The sequence below is a fragment of the Flavobacterium acetivorans genome (assembly GCF_020911885.1).
Lineage (GTDB): Bacteria > Bacteroidota > Bacteroidia > Flavobacteriales > Flavobacteriaceae > Flavobacterium > Flavobacterium acetivorans.
Genome location: NZ_CP087132.1, coordinates 3,047,528 through 3,071,205 on the forward strand (window position 1 = coordinate 3,047,528; position 23,678 = coordinate 3,071,205).

General features: G+C 37.0%; 18 protein-coding genes, 4 tRNA genes and 3 rRNA genes. 8 read left to right on the forward strand and 17 right to left on the reverse strand.

Going from position 1 to position 23,678, the window contains the following annotated elements; all coding sequences use genetic code 11:
• Positions 1-67: 67 nt before the first annotated feature.
• Both LNP19_RS13165 and LNP19_RS13170 read right to left on the reverse strand, forming a co-directional pair.
• Positions 68-1,348, reverse strand: a complete 1,281-nt coding sequence (locus LNP19_RS13165) for a glucose-1-phosphate adenylyltransferase (RefSeq protein ID WP_230062368.1) — start codon at positions 1,346-1,348, stop codon at positions 68-70.
• 85 nt (positions 1,349-1,433) lie between these two features.
• Positions 1,434-2,855 carry a glycogen synthase gene (locus LNP19_RS13170; protein WP_230062369.1) on the reverse strand — a complete coding sequence of 474 codons (1,422 nt, stop codon included), beginning with the start codon at positions 2,853-2,855 and terminating at the stop codon, positions 1,434-1,436.
• A 188-nt stretch (positions 2,856-3,043) separates the two neighbouring features.
• On the opposite strand from LNP19_RS13170, the gene LNP19_RS13175 reads away from it, so the two are divergent.
• The 3 genes from LNP19_RS13175 to LNP19_RS13185 are packed head-to-tail and all read left to right on the forward strand — an operon-like array spanning position 3,044 to position 4,961.
• Positions 3,044-3,910, forward strand: a complete 867-nt coding sequence (locus LNP19_RS13175) for an alpha/beta fold hydrolase (RefSeq protein ID WP_230062370.1) — start codon at positions 3,044-3,046, stop codon at positions 3,908-3,910.
• A 22-nt stretch (positions 3,911-3,932) separates the two neighbouring features.
• Positions 3,933-4,325, forward strand: a complete 393-nt coding sequence (msrB, locus tag LNP19_RS13180) for a peptide-methionine (R)-S-oxide reductase MsrB (RefSeq protein WP_230062371.1) — start codon at positions 3,933-3,935, stop codon at positions 4,323-4,325.
• Positions 4,326-4,328: 3 nt separating this feature from the next.
• A complete protein-coding gene (locus LNP19_RS13185; RefSeq protein WP_230062372.1) occupies positions 4,329-4,961 on the forward strand; it encodes an endonuclease III domain-containing protein in 633 nt (210 codons plus the stop codon).
• Positions 4,962-4,979: 18 nt separating this feature from the next.
• On the opposite strand, the gene LNP19_RS13190 is transcribed toward LNP19_RS13185, so the two are convergent.
• Both LNP19_RS13190 and LNP19_RS15445 read right to left on the reverse strand, forming a co-directional pair.
• Positions 4,980-5,960: a M20/M25/M40 family metallo-hydrolase gene (locus LNP19_RS13190; RefSeq protein ID WP_230062373.1), complete on the reverse strand. Its 981-nt coding sequence runs from the start codon at positions 5,958-5,960 to the stop codon at positions 4,980-4,982.
• A gap of 594 nt (positions 5,961-6,554) precedes the next feature.
• Positions 6,555-6,680, reverse strand: a complete 126-nt coding sequence (locus LNP19_RS15445) for a hypothetical protein (protein ID WP_255665646.1) — start codon at positions 6,678-6,680, stop codon at positions 6,555-6,557.
• A 124-nt stretch (positions 6,681-6,804) separates the two neighbouring features.
• Between LNP19_RS15445 and LNP19_RS13195 the strand changes: the two genes are divergently transcribed.
• Both LNP19_RS13195 and LNP19_RS13200 read left to right on the forward strand, forming a co-directional pair.
• Positions 6,805-7,125, forward strand: coding sequence for an ISAon1 family transposase N-terminal region protein (locus LNP19_RS13195; RefSeq protein WP_230061469.1), 321 nt, complete (start codon positions 6,805-6,807; stop codon positions 7,123-7,125).
• 22 nt (positions 7,126-7,147) lie between these two features.
• Positions 7,148-8,101: an ISAon1 family transposase gene (locus tag LNP19_RS13200; protein WP_428979057.1), complete on the forward strand. Its 954-nt coding sequence runs from the start codon at positions 7,148-7,150 to the stop codon at positions 8,099-8,101.
• 112 nt (positions 8,102-8,213) lie between these two features.
• Here LNP19_RS13200 and LNP19_RS13205 read toward each other — a convergent pair.
• The 8 genes from LNP19_RS13205 to LNP19_RS13240 all read right to left on the reverse strand — a co-directional run bounded on the left by LNP19_RS13205 (position 8,214) and on the right by LNP19_RS13240 (position 15,125).
• Positions 8,214-8,299: transfer RNA gene (locus tag LNP19_RS13205), tRNA-Leu, on the reverse strand.
• Between the two features lie 6 nt (positions 8,300-8,305).
• Positions 8,306-8,378, reverse strand: a tRNA-Phe gene (locus LNP19_RS13210).
• A 62-nt stretch (positions 8,379-8,440) separates the two neighbouring features.
• A 5S ribosomal RNA gene (gene rrf / locus LNP19_RS13215) occupies positions 8,441-8,550 on the reverse strand.
• A gap of 173 nt (positions 8,551-8,723) precedes the next feature.
• Positions 8,724-11,608, reverse strand: a 23S ribosomal RNA gene (locus LNP19_RS13220).
• Between the two features lie 189 nt (positions 11,609-11,797).
• A tRNA-Ala gene (locus LNP19_RS13225) sits at positions 11,798-11,871 on the reverse strand.
• A 143-nt stretch (positions 11,872-12,014) separates the two neighbouring features.
• Positions 12,015-12,088: transfer RNA gene (locus LNP19_RS13230), tRNA-Ile, on the reverse strand.
• 130 nt (positions 12,089-12,218) lie between these two features.
• Positions 12,219-13,732 (reverse strand): 16S ribosomal RNA (locus LNP19_RS13235).
• The 16S, 23S and 5S rRNA genes sit together here with 4 tRNA genes alongside, the layout of an rRNA operon.
• 715 nt (positions 13,733-14,447) lie before the next feature.
• Positions 14,448-15,125, reverse strand: coding sequence for a DUF4294 domain-containing protein (locus tag LNP19_RS13240; protein WP_230062374.1), 678 nt, complete (start codon positions 15,123-15,125; stop codon positions 14,448-14,450).
• Between the two features lie 80 nt (positions 15,126-15,205).
• Between LNP19_RS13240 and LNP19_RS13245 the strand changes: the two genes are divergently transcribed.
• Positions 15,206-16,294, forward strand: coding sequence for a M42 family metallopeptidase (locus LNP19_RS13245; protein WP_230062375.1), 1,089 nt, complete (start codon positions 15,206-15,208; stop codon positions 16,292-16,294).
• Positions 16,295-16,419: 125 nt separating this feature from the next.
• Here the strand turns inward: LNP19_RS13245 and LNP19_RS13250 are convergent, their stop codons facing one another.
• Complete coding sequence (locus LNP19_RS13250; protein ID WP_230062376.1) at positions 16,420-16,797, reverse strand: ankyrin repeat domain-containing protein; 378 nt, start codon at positions 16,795-16,797, stop codon at positions 16,420-16,422.
• 236 nt (positions 16,798-17,033) lie between these two features.
• Here LNP19_RS13250 and LNP19_RS13255 point away from each other — a divergent pair, with 236 nt between their 5' ends.
• Both LNP19_RS13255 and LNP19_RS13260 read left to right on the forward strand, forming a co-directional pair.
• The gene (locus tag LNP19_RS13255; protein ID WP_230062377.1) at positions 17,034-17,495 is read left to right on the forward strand and encodes a DUF1801 domain-containing protein; all 462 of its coding nucleotides are present in this window, start codon (positions 17,034-17,036) and stop codon (positions 17,493-17,495) included.
• A 23-nt stretch (positions 17,496-17,518) separates the two neighbouring features.
• Positions 17,519-18,058: an SRPBCC family protein gene (locus LNP19_RS13260; RefSeq protein ID WP_230062378.1), complete on the forward strand. Its 540-nt coding sequence runs from the start codon at positions 17,519-17,521 to the stop codon at positions 18,056-18,058.
• Between the two features lie 80 nt (positions 18,059-18,138).
• Here LNP19_RS13260 and LNP19_RS13265 read toward each other — a convergent pair whose 3' ends face one another.
• The 4 genes from LNP19_RS13265 to LNP19_RS13280 form a co-directional block, all read right to left on the reverse strand.
• Positions 18,139-19,092, reverse strand: coding sequence for a phosphoribosylaminoimidazolesuccinocarboxamide synthase (locus LNP19_RS13265; protein ID WP_230062379.1), 954 nt, complete (start codon positions 19,090-19,092; stop codon positions 18,139-18,141).
• 93 nt (positions 19,093-19,185) lie between these two features.
• A complete protein-coding gene (locus LNP19_RS13270) occupies positions 19,186-21,537 on the reverse strand; it encodes a S9 family peptidase (RefSeq protein ID WP_230062380.1) in 2,352 nt (783 codons plus the stop codon).
• Positions 21,538-21,608: 71 nt separating this feature from the next.
• Positions 21,609-22,445 (reverse strand): Cof-type HAD-IIB family hydrolase, encoded by an 837-nt coding sequence (locus LNP19_RS13275; RefSeq protein ID WP_346432213.1) that lies wholly within the window; start codon positions 22,443-22,445, stop codon positions 21,609-21,611.
• 207 nt (positions 22,446-22,652) lie between these two features.
• Positions 22,653-23,603, reverse strand: coding sequence for a PhoH family protein (locus LNP19_RS13280; protein WP_230062381.1), 951 nt, complete (start codon positions 23,601-23,603; stop codon positions 22,653-22,655).
• Between the last annotated feature and the right edge of the window lie 75 nt (positions 23,604-23,678).

The following is a 23,678-nucleotide window of genomic DNA, read 5'->3' on the forward strand; positions in this document are numbered from 1 at the left end:
GTAATTGTGGTTACTTTTATCTTGTTTGATAAAAATTAAAATCTTAATTATGAAACCAATCTACATCTCAGCCAATTTTATAATTATCCGGAAGAACAGCGCCTTTTTTTACGACAACAATTCCATCTTTTATCGCATATAATTCATTGGAGAAATCGGCCAAATGCGCTCCACCTTTGATGTAAACCTCATTCCCTATTCGGCAGTTTTTATCTACCAAAGCATTGCTTATAAAACATCTTTCTCCAATACCAACCAATATTTTATCATTCTTGGTGTCCTCATTCATCTCTTCTAGGGTTTGATAAAAATCATTTCCCATAATATAACAATTTTGAATAACCGTTTCTTCGCCTATTCTGGATCGAATTCCTATCACCGAACTCTTAATTTCTTTGGCCTTCAAAATACAACCCTCAGAAATCAATGACTTTTCGATTAATGTATTTTTAAATTTGGATGGAGGCAATAAACGCGGTCTGGTAAAAATTTTATTATCATCGTCAAATAAATTAAAAACCGGTAAATCTGTTGTTAGTCCAATATTAGCTTCAAAAAAAGAATCAATATTTCCAATATCTGTCCAATATCCTTCGTATTGATAGCTTAGAATTTTTTGATTCCCTACAGCCTGTGGAATGATTTCTTTACCAAAATCTTTGCTGTCAGGATTATTCATTAATTCAACTAATAATTTTTTGTTGAAAATATAAATACCCATCGACGCTAAATAATCTTTTCCCTCGCTTTTCATTTGCTCACTTACATCTGACTTCCAATCGGATAAAAGTTCCTTAGCGGGTTTCTCTATAAAAGACTCTATAAAACTATCTTTATTTGTTTTTAAAATTCCAAATTCGGGAGCATCTTTAGCATTAACTGGTAGAGTTGCTATGGAAATATCGGCTTTACTTTTAATATGAGCCTCTATCATTTCATTAAAATCCATTTGGTACAATTGATCCCCAGAAAGAATTAAAGCATATTCAAATTGATGGTTCAAAAAGTGTGGCATACATTGCCTTACTGCGTCGGCTGTGCCCTGAAACCAAGTTGGATTATTAGGCGTTTGTTCTGCGGCTAAAATATCTACGAAAGCCTGACTAAAAACACTAAAGGAATAGGTGTTTTTTATATGTGCATTTAAAGAAGCTGAATTGAATTGCGTAAGCACAAACATGCGGTAAATATCGGAATTCAAACAATTCGAAATCGGAATGTCTACTAATCTGTATTTCCCTCCTATGGGTACCGCCGGCTTTGACCTGGTTTCTGTCAACGGATACAATCTAGATCCTTGGCCTCCGCCTAGAATAATTGCAATAACATTCTTTTTCCTGTCTTTCATATATAGATAGTTTTAAATTTTAGAAATATGTTATAGGTCATGAGGACTCATCATTAATGACGATCTTTCTCAAATCATAGCTATTTCATATTTTGTCCGTTATTAAATGGTATAATTCCAAATACTCTTGACACACTCGTTCCCAAGAATGATCGGTTTTCATTCCTAATTCTCTAATTTTATTTAAATGTTCCTTGTCTTTGTATAACTGTATCGCTCTTCTAATCGAATAACAAATATCCCCCACAGAAGCCTGATCGTGACAAATTCCGTTTCCATTATCTCCAAAATCAATTACAGTATCCTTCAAGCCGCCTGTTCTTCTAACAATAGGAATGGTTCCATATTGCAAGGAATACATTTGGTTTAATCCACAAGGTTCAACCCGTGAAGGCATTAATAAAAAATCGGCGCCTGCATAAATTAGGTGTGCCAATTCTTCGTTATAACCAATGAAAACATTGTAGTTTCCCTTATAATCAACTAATAAACTTTTCAGTTGATTTTCAATTTCAGGCTTTCCCGAACCCAATATCAAAATATTGATTTCCTTAAAATTTTCAGATAAGGCCAAAGCCGAAGCTTGAGGCAATAAATCACCTCCTTTTTCATCAAATAGTCTACCGATAAAGCTGAATAATGGTTTTGTAGGATCCAATTCAAAAAGAGTACAAAGTACCTTTTTATTAATTCGTTTGCCTTTTTCAAAATTCTCAACCGAATAATTTTTCTCTAACATTTTATCTTTGACCGGATTCCATACTTCAGTATCAATCCCGTTCAAAATCCCCTTTGATTTATAGCGTACGCTATTAAAAAGAGATTCTAATCCATTGGCATAATTGTTAATTTCGTTCAGATAATTTGGTGAAACAGTAGTCACTGCCAAGGCACATTTTATAGCTACTGCCAAGGAATTGATACAATTATCCCATTCTAGAACATTGACATGGGATAAATCAAATTCTGGTATATAATTCAATTTATCAAAACCAAACTGTCCTTGGTACAAACCGTTGTGAATGGTAATCACCGAAGCCGTATTTGCTAATCTTCTATATTTATGAGAGTAGAGCATCATAAAAGGAATCAATCCCGTATGGTGGTCGTGGCAATTGATTATACCCGGAATTTCATCCCTTTGTGCTATCCAATCTAAAACCGCAATTTGAAAAGATAAAAAACGCTCAATATCATCCTCATATCCATATACTTCGGTTCTGTAAAACTGTTCCGGAATATCAATTAGATACAATTGAAAACCTAATTTATCTGTAATTTCTTTAAGCACTTTAAAATGAAAATGATGATTCCCCATTTTAATTTCCCCTTCATAAGCACAGTCAAAATCATTATCATTCCTGAATTTTGTATCATAGCCAGGGACTACAACCCTTAACTGATGACCGGCTTTACTCTGATATTTTGGTAATGCCCCCACAACATCGGCCAGTCCGCCAACTTTTGCCATGGGATAACATTCAGCACTAATATGAAATATTTCCATTGATAAAATTTTATAAACTTTAAATTATTGCTAAAACAATACTACGTTTTAATACTTAATAGTACCTTTCCTCTGTTTTAAATTAATGCTATTTTTACATCATTTTTTTTTAGAAAAAAGAGCATTTTAAGTTTTCTAAATTTAACTAAAAATACATACAAAAGGAACCCCAAATAAATTTTATTAAAATGACAAAAATCAGCCCTAATCCTGAAAAAACACTAAAAATCCCCAGGATTATCATCTTAACCGGTAAAATAATTGCTTTTTTCTCCCCAAAACTGGCTACTTTATATGCTGCAAAATTATTTACAACTCCCATAAAACATAAAACTCCAAAAAGAGAATTGGAAATGGATCGCAACAGTACCCAACAATTAGTACAAATTCCGGCAGTAGATAAGCAAGTTAATGTCTATCATTATGGAAAAAACAATCCGAAAATTTTGTTAGTTCACGGATGGTCTGGACGTGGTACACAGTTAGTAAAAATTGCCGATGAATTAGTAAAAGCAGGCTATTCTACCATAAGCTTTGACGCGCCAGCTCACGGAAAATCTCCAGGCAACAGTACGATTATGGTCGATTTTATTGCCAGTATTTTAGAATTAGAAAAACAATTTGGTCCTTTTGAAGCGGCAATCGGACATTCTTTGGGAGGAATGTCAGTATTGAATTCTGTAAAAAGTGGATTGAAAATTAATCGTTTAGCCATTATTGGAAGCGGTGATGTTGTACAAGATATTATTGATGATTTTATTGCAAAATTAGAGTTGAAATCCAGTATTGCTACTAGTTTACGTTTGCATTTCGAGAAAAAATACGGAGGAAGTATGGACGATTATTCCGCTTACAAAGCCGCAACAGAAATTACTATTCCGGCTGTAATTGTTCATGATGAAAATGATTACGAAGTCCCTGTCAAAGCAGGTATTCACATCCATAAACACTTAAAAAACAGTGAAATTATACTAACAAAAGGTTTGGGACATCGCAAAATCCTTGGGGACCAGAAGGTGGTTGACAAAGTGGTTCAATTCATCTTAAATAACTAATTTTACACAAACAAAACATACGATGGAATATCCTTTGCAAAAAACTGAAGAACAATGGAAATCCGAATTGGGAGAAGAAAGATATCGAATTCTTCGTCAAAAAGAAACCGAATACCCACACACTGGAAAATACAATCTTACTTTCGAGAAAGGAACCTATTGTTGTGGTGGCTGTGGCGAAGCTTTATTTGAAAGCAATTCTAAGTTTGACGCCCATTGTGGTTGGCCTTCTTTTGACGATGCAATAGCGGGAAAAGTAAAAAATGTTTTGGATAAAACGCATGGAATGATCCGTACCGAAATTTTTTGTGCTAACTGTGGTGGACACTTGGGCCATGTCTTTAATGATGGACCTACTAAATCAGGTCAGCGTTATTGCGTAAATTCATTATCTATCGATTTTAAAGAAGAATAGAATATGGATTTATTTGGTGACAGTGATAATTGGTCCGGAAAATTAGCTCCAGTTTTGAAGCAATACGAAGGTCGAAAACATCCTTTAGACTACCACAATCGATACCAATTGCTCATTATGGTTGTACTTTCTGCTCAGGATTCTGATGCTCATATTAATTCAATAGCGCCCGCCTTCTTTGAAACTTACCCAAATATAGCTAGTCTTTCGGTTACAGATATTGACAGCTTGCTTTCACACATTTCGGGAGTTCAAAACTTTAATAACAAGGCCAATTGGTTATTAGAAATAGCTAAAAACCTCAAAAAAGATTCGAATATACCTTTGACTATGCACGGATTAACTGCCTTAAAAGGCGTTGGACGAAAATCTGCCAATGTTATTATGCGTGAATCTCATGTTCCGGCAGAAGGAATTATCGCTGATTTACACGTGATTCGCGTGGCTCCCAGAATCGGATTAATCCCTGAAACAAAAGACGGTATTAAAGCCGAAAAACAGTTAATGCAAGTATTTACAAAAGCCATTTGGGGAGAAATTGGTATGGCGCTATCCTTTCTTGGTAGGGAAATTTGTAGACCAAAGCCCAAATGTCCGATTTGTTCCATTAAAGATATTTGTAACTATTACAGATAAAATTACTAAATTTTTCTATTAATTCTGTTTGATAAAATAGAGTTTTTCTTTGTAGTTAGCAATTTCAATTAAAGCATTATAAATGTATTTACATACTAAGGCACCACCCTCACTATTAATTAAATCGATATCATCTTCAGGAGTATGATATTGCGGATGGCCACCAGTATGAAAACCAATACTCGAAATGTCACTTTTGTAAAATGAAACGTGATCTGAACCACCCACTTCACCTGCATGAATAATTGGATTTAAACCACTACCAATTGTCAGTCTCTTCATCAGTTCCACACCATCAGGAAAAGTACCCGCACCTCCCATATACAATTGCTTTTCTGCGTTTAATCTACCTACCATATCCATGTTTAACATGACCTTAACCGCACTTTTATTAACTGGCAAATTATTTACAAAATATTTCGAACCTAATAAGCCTTGTTCTTCACCACTAAAGGCAATAAAAATAATACTCCTTTTAGGTTTAACTTTACTTTTTGATAATTCTTGTAAAATCGATAATAAGGCAGAAACTCCGGAAGCATTGTCATCAGCTCCATTATGAATTGCCATTGTATCCTTTTTTTTACTGCTTGATCCTTTTCCTCCCCATCCCCAATGATCATAATGAGCACCTATCACTATGAACTCATTTTTAAGAACAACATCTGAACCTTCAATATATCCAACCACATTTTGGGTAGTTACAGTATCGGATTTCATCTTATTTATATCTGCTTTTACAAATAATTTAAAAGATTGATAATAATTACTATTGAATTTCTTTAAACCATATTTCCTGAAATATTTTTTTATATAGCTTGCTGCTTTATTATTCTGCTTAGTTCCTGGAAAACGGCCTTCCATTTTATCAGAGGAGAGATAATGATCGTGCTTATAAAAAGTATTGGCATTAATCCCATTTTGCGCCGATAAATCAGCACTCATAAATAATATACTGGCAGTAAGTATGATAAATTTATACTTTTGAAATGATCGCATGTTTTTAATATTGGATAATATGATTTTAATAAAATTGTTACATTTTTGATAACGATATCCAAAAATATAAATATACTCTGGATAATCATAAAATCAACTCATTTTAATCAGCCAATTTTTATGAATTTACAATCTTATGAATATTATCAAAAGATATTTGGGCATGAAATTACTATGGCAATACCTTTCTATAGACAACGAAACTTGCGGAGTTAAACCGAAATACACTGAATCCCAATTTAAAATAATTACAATTACCGCACAATGCAAATCTTACATAACTAAAATTATTTCCTTCTTGTATCATCAGGTAGATAATTATCCAATGATTATTTTCTTTAAATAACGTGAATGCATTTACACCAGAGTGGCTCAACTTATCATTAAGATAAAACTCATACGAAGCCCATACATGAGCCATACTCCCATCAATCTGAATGTTATAACTTAATATTTTCTCATTAAATTTTACATTTGACGGAATTTTTGCAATAGATTTGTAAAATTCATTTACACTTTCGTCAGATAATTTATTCCCTTTTACAATATTCTCACTAATAGATTGCAAAATAAGTTTTTCGGAGCAAACTGACTTTAGCTTAACAGTGTCTTTTTGATGAAATGCATTAAAAAATTCTTAATAACTCCTTCTACTTCCCCTTTTTGAGCATTACAAACGAGTCCAAAAAGCAATACACTAAAAATGAGTATCATTTTCATTGAAATAAATTTAGATTTGAAAATAAAAAGGATAAATCCCAAAACCTGGGGGAAATGTCAAAATAAATTGAGAGATTTGCAATCTTAAGAATGAGAGATGCCCCCAATAGACCTTTTAAAATTCATGTTACCTGACTTTTTAGTAGATCACTTTGAAGTGGTTTCTTCTACTAACACAGAAGAAATAGTACACCTATATTTTGAAGAGAATGCCAAGCCTCCAAAAGAATTTGATACACTGGAACTAGTATCAAAGGGCTTTCAGGATGAGATAACCATTCAGGATTTCCCTCTCAGAGGTAAATATGTATATCTACATATAAAAAGACGTCGCTGGACAAATAAGACAACAGGCGAAATTCTTAAAAGAGATTGGAATTTAGTTGCTAAAGGAACCCGCATGACTCAAGAGTTTGCGGCTTTTTTAAAAGAAATTAATAGATAAGAGTGCTACTGATTGTCACACCATTGGTGGTTTCTTCGGAGTCAACGGAAAGAAACTCCAACGACAATATAAAAAACACCTGAGTTCCTTTAATGCTTGGGCTCCACGAGAACATGCACATCAATGGATTGTTTACCCTGAAAATATGGGCACCCATTTATCAATTGACGAAGTAGCTTTGTCTCAGGGTGAACTTTACACTATTGTAACCAACAAGAAGTTCAAAGGTAAAAAAGGTTCCTTAGTTGCCATTGTTGCTGGAACAAAGGCAGATAAAGTCATAGAACATATCAGAAAGATTGATTACAAGAAGAGAAGCTGTGTCAAAGAAATAACACTTGACATGGCTAATTCTATGAAATTGATCTCTAAAAGATGTTTCCCTAAAGCCACACAGGTAACAGATAGATTTCATGTCCAAAAACTGGCACTGGAAGCCTTACAAGAGATTAGGATTAAACATCGATGGGAGGCTATGGATTTTGAGAATCAATTGATATTGCAAGCCAAAAGAGAGAATCAAACCTATATTCCGGAGCTCTTAGCTAACGGTGACTCTGTAAAACAGCTATTAGCCAGGAGTCGATATGCACTTTATAAATCTCGCGAAAAATGGACTGAGAATCAAAATGAAAGAGCTCAATTATTATTTGGACTATATCCAGATATAAAAACAGCCTATTATCTAAGCCAACAACTTCGAGGTATCTACAATAGCAACAATGACAAGCACATTGCGATGACTAAACTAGCACATTGGTATAGGAATGTAGAGGAATCTGGTTTTAAAAACTTCAATATTCTACTCAATACTATAACTTTCAATTACCGGTCAATCTTAAACTACTTTGATAATAGAAGGACCAATGCTTCTGCTGAATCTTTCAATGCAAAAATAAAAGCCTTTAGAAGTCAGTTTAGAGGAGTAAGGAAAATAGATTTCTTCTTGTTCAGATTATCTAATCTTTTTGCCTAATCCCCCAACTTTTGCGCTTGATCCCATGATCCGTTTTGCACTTGACCCCAAAAAAATATTAAAAAACATATTTTCTTTAAATAAAAAAACTTCAGCTAGCTGAAGTTTTTAGTACTCAGAGCGGGACTTGAACCCGCACGAACATTGCTGTTCACTGGATTTTAAGTCCAGCGTGTCTACCAATTTCACCATCCGAGCATGATGTGGTACCTCCAGGGATCGAACCAGGGACACATGGATTTTCAGTCCATTGCTCTACCATCTGAGCTAAGGTACCTTTTACTTGACAAAAATCGAAGTAAGAATAAAAAACCTCATTCATAGAATGAGGTTTTTAAAGAAAGGCGACGACATACTCTCCCACATAATTGCAGTACCATCTGCGCTGGCGGGCTTAACTACTCTGTTCGGGATGGGAAGAGGTGAGCCCCGCCGCAATAACCACCTTAAGATTATTGTTTAAGGAGTTTCAAGTTTTTATAGTTTCAAGTTAACAACTTGTAACATTAAACTTCAAACTTTAAACGCAGCTTTGCTGCAATATCTTAACATACTGAGATAAAGAAAAGTAAATTTATTTTTAGAAAGTTTCTCCCTCCCGATTGCTCGGGAGGAAAAGGGTGTACATAAGCTTACGGATTATTAGTACTACTCGACTATGACATTACTGCCTTTACATCTATAGCCTATCAACGTGGTCATCTCCCACGATCCTTAAAAGAAATCTCATCTTGTGGTGGGTTTCGCGCTTATATGCTTTCAGCGCTTATCCCTTCCAAACGTAGCTACTCTGCAGTGCCACTGGCGTGACAACAGATACACTAGAGGTTTGTCCAATTCGGTCCTCTCGTACTAGAATCAGATCCACTCAAATTTCTTGCGCCCACAGTAGATAGAGACCGAACTGTCTCACGACGTTCTGAACCCAGCTCGCGTGCCACTTTAATGGGCGAACAGCCCAACCCTTGGGACCTTCTCCAGCCCCAGGATGTGACGAGCCGACATCGAGGTGCCAAACCCCCCCGTCGATATGAGCTCTTGGGGGAGATCAGCCTGTTATCCCCGGCGTACCTTTTATCCTTTGAGCGATGGCCCTTCCATGCGGAACCACCGGATCACTATGCTCTACTTTCGTACCTGATCGACCTGTATGTCTCTCAGTCAAGCTCCCTTATGCCATTGCACTCTACGCACGGTTACCAAGCGTACTGAGGGAACCTTTAGAAGCCTCCGTTACTCTTTTGGAGGCGACCACCCCAGTCAAACTACCCACCAAGCAATGTCCCCCGCAATCGCGGGGTTAGGCCTCAGATAAACAAAGGGTTGTATTTCAACAATGACTCCACAACGCCTAGCGACGCCACTTCACAGTCTCCAACCTATCCTACACATCATTTATCCAAGGTCAATACTAAGCTATAGTAAAGGTGCACAGGGTCTTTTCGTCCCACTGCGGGTAAACGGCATCTTCACCGTTACTACAATTTCACCGAGCTCATGGCTGAGACAGTGTCCAGATCGTTACACCATTCGTGCAGGTCGGAACTTACCCGACAAGGAATTTCGCTACCTTAGGACCGTTATAGTTACGGCCGCCGTTTACTGGGGCTTCAATTCAATGCTTCTCCGAAGATAACATCTCCTCTTAACCTTCCAGCACCGGGCAGGTGTCAGGCCCTATACTTCATCTTACGATTTTGCAGAGCCCTGTGTTTTTGATAAACAGTCGCCTGGACCTCTTCACTGCGGCCAGCATTGCTGCTGGCGACCCTTCTCCCGAAGTTACGGGTCTATTTTGCCTAATTCCTTAGCCATGAATCTCTCGAGCACCTTAGAATTCTCATCTCGACTACCTGTGTCGGTTTGCGGTACGGGTACTATTAACCTGAAGTTTAGAGGTTTTTCTTGGAAGCCCTTAGGTGCACTATCTCTTTGTCCGAAGACGCCGAGTACTATCGTATTTCCCCAAAACCCGTGGATTTGCCTGCGGGTCTTATAGGTAGGTACTTCAACGAACTATTCCGTCAGTTCGCGGCACTTTCATCACTCCGTCACCCCATCACAGTTAACAGTAGTACGGGAATATTAACCCGTTGGCCATCGACTGTCCCTTTCGGGTTCGCCTTAGGTCCCGACTAACCCACAGCTGATTAGCATAGCTGTGGAAACCTTAGTCTTTCGGTGTGCGGGTTTCTCGCCCGCATTATCGTTACTTATGCCTACATTTTCTTTTCTAACCAGTCCAGCATGCTTTACAACACACCTTCTACCCTGTTAGAATGCTCCCCTACCACTTACAATAAATTGTAAATCCATAGCTTCGGTAATATACTTATGCCCGATTATTATCCATGCTCGTCCGCTCGACTAGTGAGCTGTTACGCACTCTTTAAATGAATGGCTGCTTCCAAGCCAACATCCTAGCTGTCTATGCAGACAAACCGCGTTCTTTCAACTTAGTATATATTTGGGGACCTTAGCTGATGGTCTGGGTTCTTTCCCTCTCGGACTTGGACCTTAGCACCCAAGCCCTCACTGTTAGTGAACATTATATAGCATTCGGAGTTTGTCAGGAATTGGTAGGCGGTGAAGCCCCCGCATCCAATCAGTAGCTCTACCTCTATATAACTTTATAACTAACGCTGCACCTAAATGCATTTCGGGGAGTACGAGCTATTTCCGAGTTTGATTGGCCTTTCACCCCTACCCACAGATCATCCCAAGACTTTTCAACGTCAACGGGTTCGGTCCTCCACTGTGTGTTACCACAGCTTCAACCTGTCCATGGGTAGATCACACGGTTTCGCGTCTAACACTACTGACTAAAGCGCCCTATTCAGACTCGCTTTCGCTACGGATCCGTGGCTTAACCACTTATCCTTGCCAGCAACGTTAACTCGTAGGCTCATTATGCAAAAGGCACGCCGTCACCCCACGAAAGGGCTCCGACCGCTTGTAAGCGTATGGTTTCAGGATCTATTTCACTCCGTTATTCACGGTTCTTTTCACCTTTCCCTCACGGTACTGGTTCACTATCGGTCTCTCAGGAGTATTTAGCCTTAGCGGATGGTCCCGCCAAATTCAGACAGGGTTTCACGTGCCCCGCCCTACTCAGGATACCACTATCCTTTACACTTGTTACCTATACAGGACTATCACCCTCTATGGTTCTACTTTCCAGTAGATTCTAGTTCCTCGTGCAAGAAATGTCGTGGTCCTACAACCCCAACATTGCCGTAACAACATTGGTTTGGGCTAATCCGCGTTCGCTCGCCACTACTTACGGAATCACTTTTGTTTTCTTCTCCTCCGCCTACTTAGATGTTTCAGTTCAGCGGGTTTGCCCACCTATCGGTGTACTATGTCTTCAACATAGTGGGTTGCCCCATTCAGGTATCTACGGATCAATTGGTGTGTGCCCATCCCCGTAGCTTTTCGCAGCTTATCACGCCTTTCATCGCCTCTGAGAGCCAAGGCATCCCCCATACGCCCTTATTTTGCTTATTGTACCAATCTTAAAATTAATTAAGACCGTTTTTGTTTGTCTTTTACTACTAATAGTAAAAAACGCTTTCTACTTTTAATATTTTTCTTATCTCAATATGTCAATGAACTTTGATTCAGTGTTCAGTCTACAGTTTTTAGTATTCAGTTTTACCCGAACACTGATCACTTTTTTTCTGACCACTTCTTTTGTGGAGAATAACGGAGTCGAACCGTTGACCTCCTGCGTGCAAGGCAGGCGCTCTAGCCAGCTGAGCTAATCCCCCATTTTTTAGTTGTCAGTTAACAGTTTTCAGTTAACAGCACTTAAAACGGTTACTCAACCTCTAAAATTTCCTTTTTTACTAAGCTTTTCAGTTTTTTATTTTGTTTTTTATAATTTACAATTCATAATTAACAACTTAAAAAGTAGTCCCGGGCAGACTCGAACTGCCGACCCCTACATTATCAGTGTAGTACTCTAACCAGCTGAGCTACGAGACTCTGTTTTTACTTAATTTTCATTATTTTTTAAATTAACAGCAAGAGCAATAAATTCTTTAAATATTTTCCAAATTCTCTTTTCGTCTCTTTCCTTAACGTGTTGATAAATCAACTAACAATAAGGCTCTAGAAAGGAGGTGTTCCAGCCGCACCTTCCGGTACGGCTACCTTGTTACGACTTAGCCCTAGTTACCAGTTTTACCCTAGGCAGCTCCTTGCGGTCACCGACTTCAGGCACCCCCAGCTTCCATGGCTTGACGGGCGGTGTGTACAAGGCCCGGGAACGTATTCACCGGATCATGGCTGATATCCGATTACTAGCGATTCCAGCTTCACGGAGTCGAGTTGCAGACTCCGATCCGAACTGTGACCGGTTTTATAGATTCGCTCCTGGTCGCCCAGTGGCTGCTCTCTGTACCGGCCATTGTAGCACGTGTGTAGCCCAAGGCGTAAGGGCCGTGATGATTTGACGTCATCCCCACCTTCCTCACAGTTTACACTGGCAGTCTTGTTAGAGTTCCCGACATGACTCGCTGGCAACTAACAACAGGGGTTGCGCTCGTTATAGGACTTAACCTGACACCTCACGGCACGAGCTGACGACAACCATGCAGCACCTTGTAAATTGTCTTGCGAAAAGTCTGTTTCCAAACCGGTCAATCTACATTTAAGCCTTGGTAAGGTTCCTCGCGTATCATCGAATTAAACCACATGCTCCACCGCTTGTGCGGGCCCCCGTCAATTCCTTTGAGTTTCATTCTTGCGAACGTACTCCCCAGGTGGGATACTTATCACTTTCGCTTAGCCACTGAAGTTGCCCCCAACAGCTAGTATCCATCGTTTACGGCGTGGACTACCAGGGTATCTAATCCTGTTCGCTACCCACGCTTTCGTCCATCAGCGTCAATCAATTAGTAGTAACCTGCCTTCGCAATTGGTATTCCATGTAATCTCTAAGCATTTCACCGCTACACTACATATTCTAGTTACTTCCTAATAATTCAAGTTTAGCAGTATCAATGGCCGTTCCACCGTTGAGCGATGGGCTTTCACCACTGACTTACTAAACCGCCTACGGACCCTTTAAACCCAATGATTCCGGATAACGCTTGGATCCTCCGTATTACCGCGGCTGCTGGCACGGAGTTAGCCGATCCTTATTCTTACGATACCGTCAAGCTGGTTCACGAACCAGTGTTTCTTCTCGTATAAAAGCAGTTTACAATCCATAGGACCGTCATCCTGCACGCGGCATGGCTGGATCAGGCTTGCGCCCATTGTCCAATATTCCTCACTGCTGCCTCCCGTAGGAGTCTGGTCCGTGTCTCAGTACCAGTGTGGGGGATCTCCCTCTCAGGACCCCTACCCATCGTAGCCTTGGTAAGCCGTTACCTTACCAACTAGCTAATGGGACGCATGCTCATCTTTCACCGTTGTGACTTTAATACTAAGTTGATGCCAACTCAGTATACTATGAGGTATTAATCCAAATTTCTCTGGGCTATCCCTCTGTGAAAGGTAGATTGCATACGCGTTACGCACCCGTGCGCCGGTCTCTTGGTTCGAAAACCAATACCCCTCGACTTGCATGTGTTAAGCCTGCCGCTAGCGTTCATCCTGAGCCAGGATCAAACTCTTCATCGTATATTATGCGAATCAAATTGCTTTGATTCTATTTATGTTTGACTGAAGATCTAGTGGTTTTATTATAATCTATCGATTCTATTACTCTTATTCTTTTGTTTTAAGATCTCTCTTAAAACGGCTGTCAATTCAATATGTCTAGGAACGTGTCTTATCTTTTTTTTCGTCTCGTATAACTCACTTAGTGTGTTTCTCGAAGCGGGTGCAAAAGTACAACTTCTTTTTAATCTCGCAAGAAAAATTTAAAGTTTTTTTTCGAAGTTTTAAACCTCTTTTCTTTAATCTTTCTTACCAATCTCTCAAGGAACTTTGCATATTTTGCGGGGTGCAAATGTAATAAGCCAATTCAAATCTCACAAGCTTTTTTTGATTTTTATTTTAGAAACCTTAATCCCTAAATCAAATAATAACCGGCAATATCTTAATGAACTTTGTCGCTGTTGCGGGTGCAAAAGTACCACCTTTATTCGCTTAAACAATACTTTTGAACAAGTATTTTTACCCTTTTTAAAACTTTATTTTTAACCATCTGAAAACGTGTGTCTTGAAATCGCAGCATCTTAAACTTTAAAACTCTTTTTATGAAAAAGAAGCACTTTGACCATAAAAAACAATCAAAATCGGACCGGAAGATTGTAGCGAATAGAAAGTACATGCTACGACTTTGACTTTTTTAAAACTAAATATACATAAGGTATCACACAATCGTGAAATGCTACGACTTTAACTTTTTAGCTTTGGATTCCCAAAAATCATTTAAATTATCCATGTTGACCGGATTTGCAGGCGGCTGGTTTTGTAACCTTCCTGATTCAAAAGCCCTATTGAGTATGGTTTCAATTAAAAAATCCTCGTTGACTTCAAAAGGCGCATATTCCGATTTTAAATTAATATCAAACATACTCGCGGCAGTATTAGACCAAAAAGCTTTCCAACCACTCTTTAATGTCTTCACTAGCTCATAAGTAGTAGTCCCTGTTTGACGATGGATCAATTTTACTAAAATTCGCCCCTGACTACGAGAGAGCTTTTTAAGCTTAGCTTCAAATTCATCATTGAGATAAGTTTCTACAATTTTAAAATATCGTTTTTTCTCTTTATTAGTCTTTAAACTTGCCATGCCTTTATTCAACATAGTTAATCTTTCTGAGGCTAATTTAGCATAAGGATAGGTTTTATACACTCTGCTTTGTAAAAGAAGAAATTGCTTCTTAGCATCCGGGTCTAGCTTTTCTTTAGAAACAACTATCTCTTCCAGTTGAATCGTATCATTAAGAATTTCATCCGAATCTTTTAATGTATAACCCATTTTTACGGTATCTTTAGAAACAACCTGTCCGCGAACTGTTATAGATATAAAAAAGATGAAAAGCAGAAAATTGACAAACTTCATATAGAAAAATTTAAATGTAAAATTATACATTATATATACAACTGTAATACCAAATTTATAATTTAGCAAAAAAATATTTTATGAGCACAAAATCGATATTAAAAGAATCCTCTATCACATTTTTAGAGCAATATTTAAATAATGCTTCACCGACCGGATTTGAAGCCGAGGGGCAAAAATTATGGATGGATTATTTAAAACCTTATGTTGATACATTTATAACAGACACTTACGGAACAGCAGTTGGTGTTATTAATCCGGATGCTCCATACAAGGTAGTAATTGAAGGCCATGCTGATGAAATTTCATGGTACGTAAACTACATTACTGATGATGGATTAATTTATGTAATTCGAAATGGCGGTTCAGATCACCAAATTGCACCATCAAAACGCGTGAACATTCACACTAAAAAAGGTATTGTAAAAGGTGTTTTCGGTTGGCCAGCAATTCATACTCGCAACAGAAGCAAAGAAGAAGTGGCTAAAGTTGACAATCTCTTCATCGACATTGGCTGCGAGACCAAAGAACAAGTGGACAAAATGGGAGTTCACGTAGGTTGCGTTATCACCTATCCTGACGAATTCATAATATTGAACGAAAACAAATTTGTTTGTCGCGCCATAGATAACCGCATGGGGGGATTTATGATTGCCGAAGTGGCGCGTTTGCTCCATGAAAACAACATCAAACTTCCTTTTGGATTATACATTACTAATTCCGTTCAAGAAGAAGTAGGATTGCGCGGTGCCGAAATGATTACCAAAACCATCAAGCCAAACGTAGCAATTGTTACCGATGTATGCCACGACTCCACTACTCCAATGATTGATAAGAAAATTGAAGGCGAAACAAAAATAGGAAAAGGTCCTGTGGTGACTTATGCACCGGCGGTTCAAAATAATTTGAGAGAATTGATTTTAGAAACTGCCATGGCCAAAGAAATTCCGTTCCAGCGATTGGCTTCTTCACGTGTTACAGGAACCGACACCGATGCATTTGCTTACAGTAATGGCGGAGTTGCCTCCGCACTAATCTCTTTACCTTTGCGCTACATGCATACAACTGTAGAAATGGTACATCGCGAGGATGTCGAAAATGTGATCAAACTGATATATGAAACATTACTAAAACTAGAAAACGAAGAAACGTTTTCTTATTTTAAATAATATTTTAAGGGGCTAATCCCACTGAAACCTAAAATCACAATCTCCAATTAATTAAAAACAAAAAGCATCATTATGAAATCATAGTGATGCTTTTTTAATTACTTCTATACTACTTTTAGCAGATACTATTGCTTCAAAACAGAAACTGCATCTGTAGCATTAGATAATTCGGCATATTTCAAAGCCGTAAAACCTTTTTCATCTTTATCCTTTAAATTGGCTCCTTTAGACAATAAAAGCTTTATAATTTCAACTTTGTTGTAACGCGCCGCTATCATCAAAGGCGTCATACCATTTGCTTTTTCATTAACATCAGCTCCATATTCTATAAATTTTTTCACAATTTCTAGGTCACCTTTACTTATTGCTACACTCAAAGGTGTTGCAGTACCGTAATTACTAACTAAATTCTTTTCGACGTTCAATGACTTTTGATTGGAAGCCAAAGAAACATTTGCAAAAGCCATTAAAGCTACTCCTAAATAAATGATTGATTTTTTCATGATGATTGTTTTTGATTGATTGATTTTAAATATTTAAATGATTCATAAACTCTTACAAATGTAGATTAAAAACTATTACTATGCTTAGCAAAGTACTATATTTAACACAATATTAACATTGGCTTAATACAAAAAAAATAAAAACGCAATTCATTTCTAATTGAGACGACAAAAAAGCCAATATGTTACAGTAAATCATTACTAAATCACAAAAATATTTTTAACTTTACTAAAAAATGCAATCAGCAGCTTCAACTATTAAGGACTACTTAACCGATATTCCAGAAGAAAGAAAACCAGCATTTCTCAAACTTCGGGAAACAATTTTGAATAATATTCCAAAAGGATTTATTGAACAAATGAGTTATGGAATGATTGGCTATCTTGTCCCTCATGATTTATATCCAAAAGGATACCATTGCAACCCAAAATTACCTTTGCCATTTGTAAATATTGCCTCCCAAAAAAATTTCATCGCTCTTTATCACATGGGAATTTACGCCAATCCTCAATTATTACAATGGTTTGTCGATGAATATCCCAAACACAGCAATCAAAAATTAGATATGGGAAAAAGCTGCATTCGGTTCAAAAAAATGGATCAAATTCCCTTTGATTTAATTGGCGAGTTGATGCAAAAAATATCGGTTGATAACTGGATCGATTGTTACGAATCAAAATTTATTAAATCAAAATAAGCATTAACCTTAATTTAAAAACTATGAATATCATCAAAAAAATCTTTTTTGGACTTTTGGGAATTATAGCCCTAGCACTTATTATTGCACTTTTTATGCCTAAAAAATACTCCGTAGAAAGAGAAGTTACCATCAACAAACCTATTGATTCTGTTTTTAATTATGTGAAATACTTAAAAAATCAAAATGAATTTAGTGTTTGGGCTACTATTGATCCTAATATGAAATCAACTTTTAAAGGGACTGACGGAACTGTTGGCGCTATTTCGGCTTGGGAAAGCGAAGTAAAAGAAGTAGGAATTGGTGAGCAGGAAATTACCAAAATCACCGAAGGAAAACGTCTTGATTTTGAACTTCGTTTTAAAGAACCGATGAACGATACCGCAATGGGTTTTATGTCGACCGAAATGGTTTCCGCTAATCAAACTAAAGTTAAATGGGGAATCAACGGAACAATTCCTTACCCAATTAATATTATGCTTCCATTTATGAAAATGGACGAAATGATTGGCAAAGATTTACAACAAGGACTCGATAATCTAAAAGCCAAAATGGAAAAATAGATTTGACTATATACAAAACGAAAAAACCGCAATTCTAAATTTGAACTGCGGTTTTTTAACATTATATATTTTTATCTAAATTATCTCTTTGCTAAATAAGCCAAAACGTTTTTCTCGATTCGCTCATTAATATTTGAAATATCAGCTTTTACGAATTTTTCTCCAAGAATATTCTCGTATAATTCGATATATCTCTCGGAAACAGTTTCAATATATTCGTCAGTCATATCCGGGATTTGTTGCCCTTCCAATCCTTGAAAACCATTTTCGATCAACCAACGACGTACAAATTCTTTCGACAATTGTTTTTGTTCTTCGCCTTTATCTTGTCTTTCCTGATAACCTTCGGCATAGAAATAACGAGAAGAATCCGGTGTATGAATTTCGTCAATCAAAACAATAACACCTTCTTTAGTCTTTCCAAATTCGTATTTGGTATCAACCAAGATCAATCCGCGACTGGCAGCAATTTCAGTTCCTCTTTGAAATAAAGCTCTGGTATATTTTTCTAAAACCAAATAATCCTCTTCGGTAACAATTCCTTTCGATAAAATATCTTCTCTAGAAATATCGGCATCATGTTCTCCGTTATCCGCTTTTGTGGTCGGGGTAATAATTGGTTCTGGAAACTTATCGTTTTCTTTTAAACCTTCAGCCATAGTCACGCCACAAATTGTTCTTTTGCCAAGAGCATATTCGCGTGAAGCATGACCTGACAAATAACCACGAATCACCATTTCTACTTTAAAAGGTTCACACAAATGCCCAACAGCAACGCTTGGATCCGGAGTCGCAATCAACCAGTTTGGCACAATATCCTGAGTCAATTCCATCATTTTAGTAGCAATCTGATTTAGAATTTGCCCTTTGTACGGAATCCCTTTTGGCAGAACAACGTCAAAAGCCGAAAGCCTGTCAGTAGCCACCATTACTAAAAGATCATCGTTAATATTATAAACTTCTCTCACCTTACCTCGGTAAACCGATTTTTGATTGGGAAAATTAAAATTAGTGCTTGTAATTGTATTACTCATCAGTATAAGTGTTGTGTTGTTGTTTTTGCAAAAATAGGTTGTTTCTAAGAGATACACAAAATTGTTGAAACATTATTGAGCCCTTTAAACACACTATTTTTTAAGGAGCGTGCTATTGAATAAATCTAAAATCCTACTGTACTCATCTACCCAAGAATAGGTTTCCTTAAAACCATGTGCTTCCACAGGAAAAGAAGAAAGACTCCAGTTTTTCTTTCCTAACTCGATGAATCGCTGTGACAAACGCACTACATCTTTGTACTCTACATTATTATCTACCATTCCGTGAAGCATCAGTAAATTTCCTTGTAAATTATCGGCAAAATAAATTGGAGAACTCTTTTTATAAGCATCTGGATCGGTTTCCGGAAAATTCAGAATATTTCCTGTATAACCGTGATTGTAATGCGCCCAGTCTGTAACGGAACGCAAAGCAGCTCCAGAAGCAAACTCTTTTGGTGTAGTAAGCATTCCCATCAAAGTAATAAAACCGCCATAAGATCCTCCGTAAATACCAACTCTATTGGCATCGATTCCAAAATTTTCAACTAAATAATTCTTACCATCTATCTGATCACTCAAATCCTTACCTCCCATGAAACGGTAAATTCCTGTTCTAAAATCACGCCCGTATCCATCACTTCCTCTGTAATCAATATCCAAAACCGTATATCCTAAATCGGTCAATAAGTTATGAAACATGTATTCTCTATGGTAAGTACTCCAATGATTATGGGCGTTTTGCAAATAACCCGCTCCATGAACAAAAAGAATTGCTGCTTTATTGGCTTTATTAGTTTCTGGCTTATACAATCTTGCATGAACATCAGTACCATCTTGCGCTTTGAAAGTGATTACTTCGGGAGAACGCCAAGGATACGCTTTGAATTCTTCTGTCGTAGAAAAAGTCAGCTGACGCAGCGCTGGATTTTTTTTATTGTCAGCAACATACAATTCCCAAGGCTTGTTTTTATACGAATAACGAACTAAAAGAGAAGTTTCATCCGGAGATAAGCTTACCTCATAGGCTCCGTCATTGGTCAAAATAGCTTGTAATATTCCTTCGGAAGCAGCCAATTTATAGAAATTACGATTTCCGGGATGGGTTGTGTTAGTTGTTAAATAAAAGTTTTTTTTATCTTTTGATAACTTAACATCACGAACTTCCCAATTCCCTTGGGTTAGTTGTTCCTTCTTTTTTGATTTTAAATTGTAAGTATATAAATGGGAATACCCTGTTGCTTCCGATTGAAAATAAATCGTTTCATTATCCCCAAGAAAATCCAAGGTTCCAGAACTGTATTCATAAGAAGGAATTCCGGGGCCTCCTATCCAAGCCTCGTCATGCTGATAATCAATTTCTTCAAAGCTTCCTTTTTCTAAATTTAGTTTTACAAGCCATCTGTCCTTATTATCTAAGCTTCTAATTTCGGAAACAGCATAAGAGCCATCGTTGTTATAAACCGGAGATTGTACAAAAATTAACTTGTTTACTTTCTCCTTATTTTTAAGATTATCGTATAATTTATAATATTCAGGAACCTCTTGAATATGACTCAATTTGGAAAAATCCACCAAATAAACCGAATCCTTGGTAACAGAATAAATTCCAAATTTACTACTCGTTAAATTCGAAGTTGATACTTTTGCTTTGGTATTTGGAGATTGATTGTAGCCATCAGCAGTGATAAAAACTTCCATTTTTTCACTTTTACTTTCCTTCACTTCACGAAGTCTGAAAGTCGCAAAATCTCCTTTGGGACTCATTTTTAAACTTTCAAATTCATTTTTGCCTGAAAAATAGGCTTTTGGAAAATCCGACTTATTCGCATCCGCTTTGGCCGTATTCCACTTTTTCTTGGCTTCCTGATCTCTAATAAATTGAAACAACTCTTTTTGTTGCGCCTTCAAAAAGGAATCTTCTTTATCTGAAACAGCATCTTGTCCTTTTCCTGTTTTAAAATTCGTAATTTGTACTATTGTACCTTCTTTAGTATTGAATTTTAAAAGATTGTCATTTTGTTCAAAAAACAAAACCCCATTCTCAAATCCCAGTTGTAAATTTGAAATAGGATTGGATTGTTGTAGTAGTTTCTTAGTGATTTTATTTTTTATCGAATAAGAATATAAAGCTCCTTTTTCTATATAGTAAACTAAATCAGAGCCTGGATATTGTTTAAAATTCTGTTTGGAAAACGCTGCTTCCTTTTCAGTCGCAAGCTGCGGTTTTCCAATCGTTTTCTCCCAAAAATAAGTACTTTCTCCTAACTCATTATTCGGATTCCATTCAAAGTATATTTTTTTTCCATCCAAAGACCAGCGCTCATTTGAAGGTTGGGAACCTATAAAAATGTCGCCTTTCATTATTTCTTCTAACTTCAGATTCTGGCTTTGCCCAGCTACCGCAATTAATAAAAATGCAAGTCTAAAAAGTTTTTTAGTCATTATTTTGTGTGATTAAATTTACACAAAAATACACTTTGAAAGCTATAAAAAAAATGTTTTCCTATTTTGTATTAAACTGCAAATGAAACATTAGTACTCAATACTTTCTCTACCAAATATTTTGCAACACCATCTTTCTCATTCGTCGCAATCACTTCTAAATGCGATAATTTATTTTTAAAATTATCCGGAGCATTGCCCATTATCAGGCCTCTTCCGGTTGATAGTAACATTTTTTCATCATTGAATCCATCGCCAAAAGCGATTGCTTCTTCAAAAGTAAAAGCTTCTTTCTCTAAAATTTTGGCAATTGCCACACTTTTATCCACTGACTTGTGCATGAACTCCAAACAAAAAGGCAAGCTGAAAGCATGACAGAAATGATCCGAATGGTTCTCTAAAATTCTATCTTTCAAATCTAACAATGTTTGATGATTGTCATGTGTAAAGAAAAATTTTATGCCTCCAAAATCTTCCAGTGAACTAAAATCAACTATTTCAGGCAAATACTTTGATTCTTTCTGAAAATCGTTTAGCTTTTCATTGTGTTTGTTAGTTTGCCAAATGTCTTCCTTAAACAAAACTGCGGTAATTTCAGGATCAATTTCTAAATCGAAAACCGATTTCACAAGCTCACTTTGCAGATCTAAAGAAAAAAGCAGTTCGTTTTCGGGCGAATGAATTCGGGCTCCATTTGATGTCACCAAATAAACCGGACAGCCCAAAGTTTCAACTATCGACATTGCATCTAAGTGATGGCGGCCTGTGGCAACAATTATTAGGTAATTTTGGTTGTGCAGTTCTTGAAAAATGGTTTTGGTATATTCTGATATTTTATGTTCTGGTGTGAGTAAAGTTCCGTCTAAATCACTAATTACTACTTTGATTTTTTTTAATTCTGAATTCATATTGGGCATCAAATATTTATGAGTTGCAAATTTATTGTTTTGGATTCCGAGAACCAAAAAAACGGGCTCAATGTGAGATAAATAGGCAAAACTTTACTTTTTATTTAACATAAATTAACTAAGTCAACAAAAAAACATTCGCTTTTACTGAATCTTTAATTAAAAGTCCCCATAAAAACGAATGCTTTATATCTTTTTAATTGTTTTTTAATCGTTATTCTCAATTTGCTTGTACGCATCAATCACTTTTTTGACCAATCTGTGACGAACAATGTCTTTGTCATCCAGATAAATGATTCCAATTCCGTCAATATCTTTCAAGACTAGCAAGGCTTCTTTGAGTCCGGAAATAGTTCTTCTTGGCAAATCGACCTGACCCGGATCGCCAGTCACCATGAACTTGGCGTTTTTCCCCATACGGGTCAAAAACATTTTCATTTGGGAATGCGTGGTGTTTTGGGCTTCGTCCAGAATGACGAAAGCGTTATCGAGTGTTCTTCCGCGCATGAATGCTAATGGTGCTATCTGGATTATCCCTTTTAAAATGTAATCCTCCAGTTTTTCATTGGGCAACATATCGCGCAGGGCATCATAAAGCGGTTGCATATAAGGATCTAGCTTTTCTTTCATATCTCCGGGAAGAAAGCCCAGATTTTCGCCTGCTTCCACCGCCGGACGTGTTAAGATAATGCGTTTTACTTGCTTTTCCTTCAAAGCTTTAATTGCCATAGCCACACCCGTATATGTTTTTCCGGTACCTGCGGGTCCAACAGCAAAAACCATATCGTTTTTATTCATCGTATCAACCAGTAATTGCTGGTTAGCTGTCATGGCTTTAATGATTTTGCCCCCTACGCCATGCACAAGAATTTTATCATTGCTGATTATATTTCTATCATCTTGTCCGTCACCTAAAATAACGCGTTCTATAACATTATTATCTATAGTATTGTATCTGGAAAAATGCAACATCAATCGTTGAAAACGTTTTTCGAACTCGTCCAGAATTTCTTTTTCTCCAAAAGCTTTTAAAGTTGTTCCTCTGGCAACTATTTTTAATTTTGGATAGTATTTTTTAATAGTATCAAGATGAGTGTCTTGAGCGCCCCAAAACTCTTTTGGAGCGATGTCTATGAGCTCGATTATTCTTTCGTTCAAAAGTTGTAGTTTTATATTTAAATTATTCAATCTATCAAATCAATCTACCTTGATTTAAAACCTCGGTTTTATTTG

Bases quoted from the DNA above. Each gene is read 5' to 3' on its own strand.
- LNP19_RS13165 (WP_230062368.1), bottom strand. From the start codon at position 1,348: ATGAAAGACAGGAAAAAGAATGTTATTGCAATTATTCTAGGCGGAGGC.
- LNP19_RS13170 (WP_230062369.1), bottom strand. From the start codon at position 2,855: ATGGAAATATTTCATATTAGTGCTGAATGTTATCCCATGGCAAAAGTT.
- LNP19_RS13175 (WP_230062370.1), top strand. From the start codon at position 3,044: ATGACAAAAATCAGCCCTAATCCTGAAAAAACACTAAAAATCCCCAGG.
- msrB (WP_230062371.1), top strand. From the start codon at position 3,933: ATGGAATATCCTTTGCAAAAAACTGAAGAACAATGGAAATCCGAATTG.
- LNP19_RS13185 (WP_230062372.1), top strand. From the start codon at position 4,329: ATGGATTTATTTGGTGACAGTGATAATTGGTCCGGAAAATTAGCTCCA.
- LNP19_RS13190 (WP_230062373.1), bottom strand. From the start codon at position 5,960: ATGCGATCATTTCAAAAGTATAAATTTATCATACTTACTGCCAGTATA.
- LNP19_RS15445 (WP_255665646.1), bottom strand. From the start codon at position 6,680: ATGAAAATGATACTCATTTTTAGTGTATTGCTTTTTGGACTCGTTTGT.
- LNP19_RS13195 (WP_230061469.1), top strand. From the start codon at position 6,805: ATGTTACCTGACTTTTTAGTAGATCACTTTGAAGTGGTTTCTTCTACT.
- LNP19_RS13240 (WP_230062374.1), bottom strand. From the start codon at position 15,125: ATGAAGTTTGTCAATTTTCTGCTTTTCATCTTTTTTATATCTATAACA.
- LNP19_RS13245 (WP_230062375.1), top strand. From the start codon at position 15,206: ATGAGCACAAAATCGATATTAAAAGAATCCTCTATCACATTTTTAGAG.
- LNP19_RS13250 (WP_230062376.1), bottom strand. From the start codon at position 16,797: ATGAAAAAATCAATCATTTATTTAGGAGTAGCTTTAATGGCTTTTGCA.
- LNP19_RS13255 (WP_230062377.1), top strand. From the start codon at position 17,034: ATGCAATCAGCAGCTTCAACTATTAAGGACTACTTAACCGATATTCCA.
- LNP19_RS13260 (WP_230062378.1), top strand. From the start codon at position 17,519: ATGAATATCATCAAAAAAATCTTTTTTGGACTTTTGGGAATTATAGCC.
- LNP19_RS13265 (WP_230062379.1), bottom strand. From the start codon at position 19,092: ATGAGTAATACAATTACAAGCACTAATTTTAATTTTCCCAATCAAAAA.
- LNP19_RS13270 (WP_230062380.1), bottom strand. From the start codon at position 21,537: ATGACTAAAAAACTTTTTAGACTTGCATTTTTATTAATTGCGGTAGCT.
- LNP19_RS13275 (WP_346432213.1), bottom strand. From the start codon at position 22,445: ATGAATTCAGAATTAAAAAAAATCAAAGTAGTAATTAGTGATTTAGAC.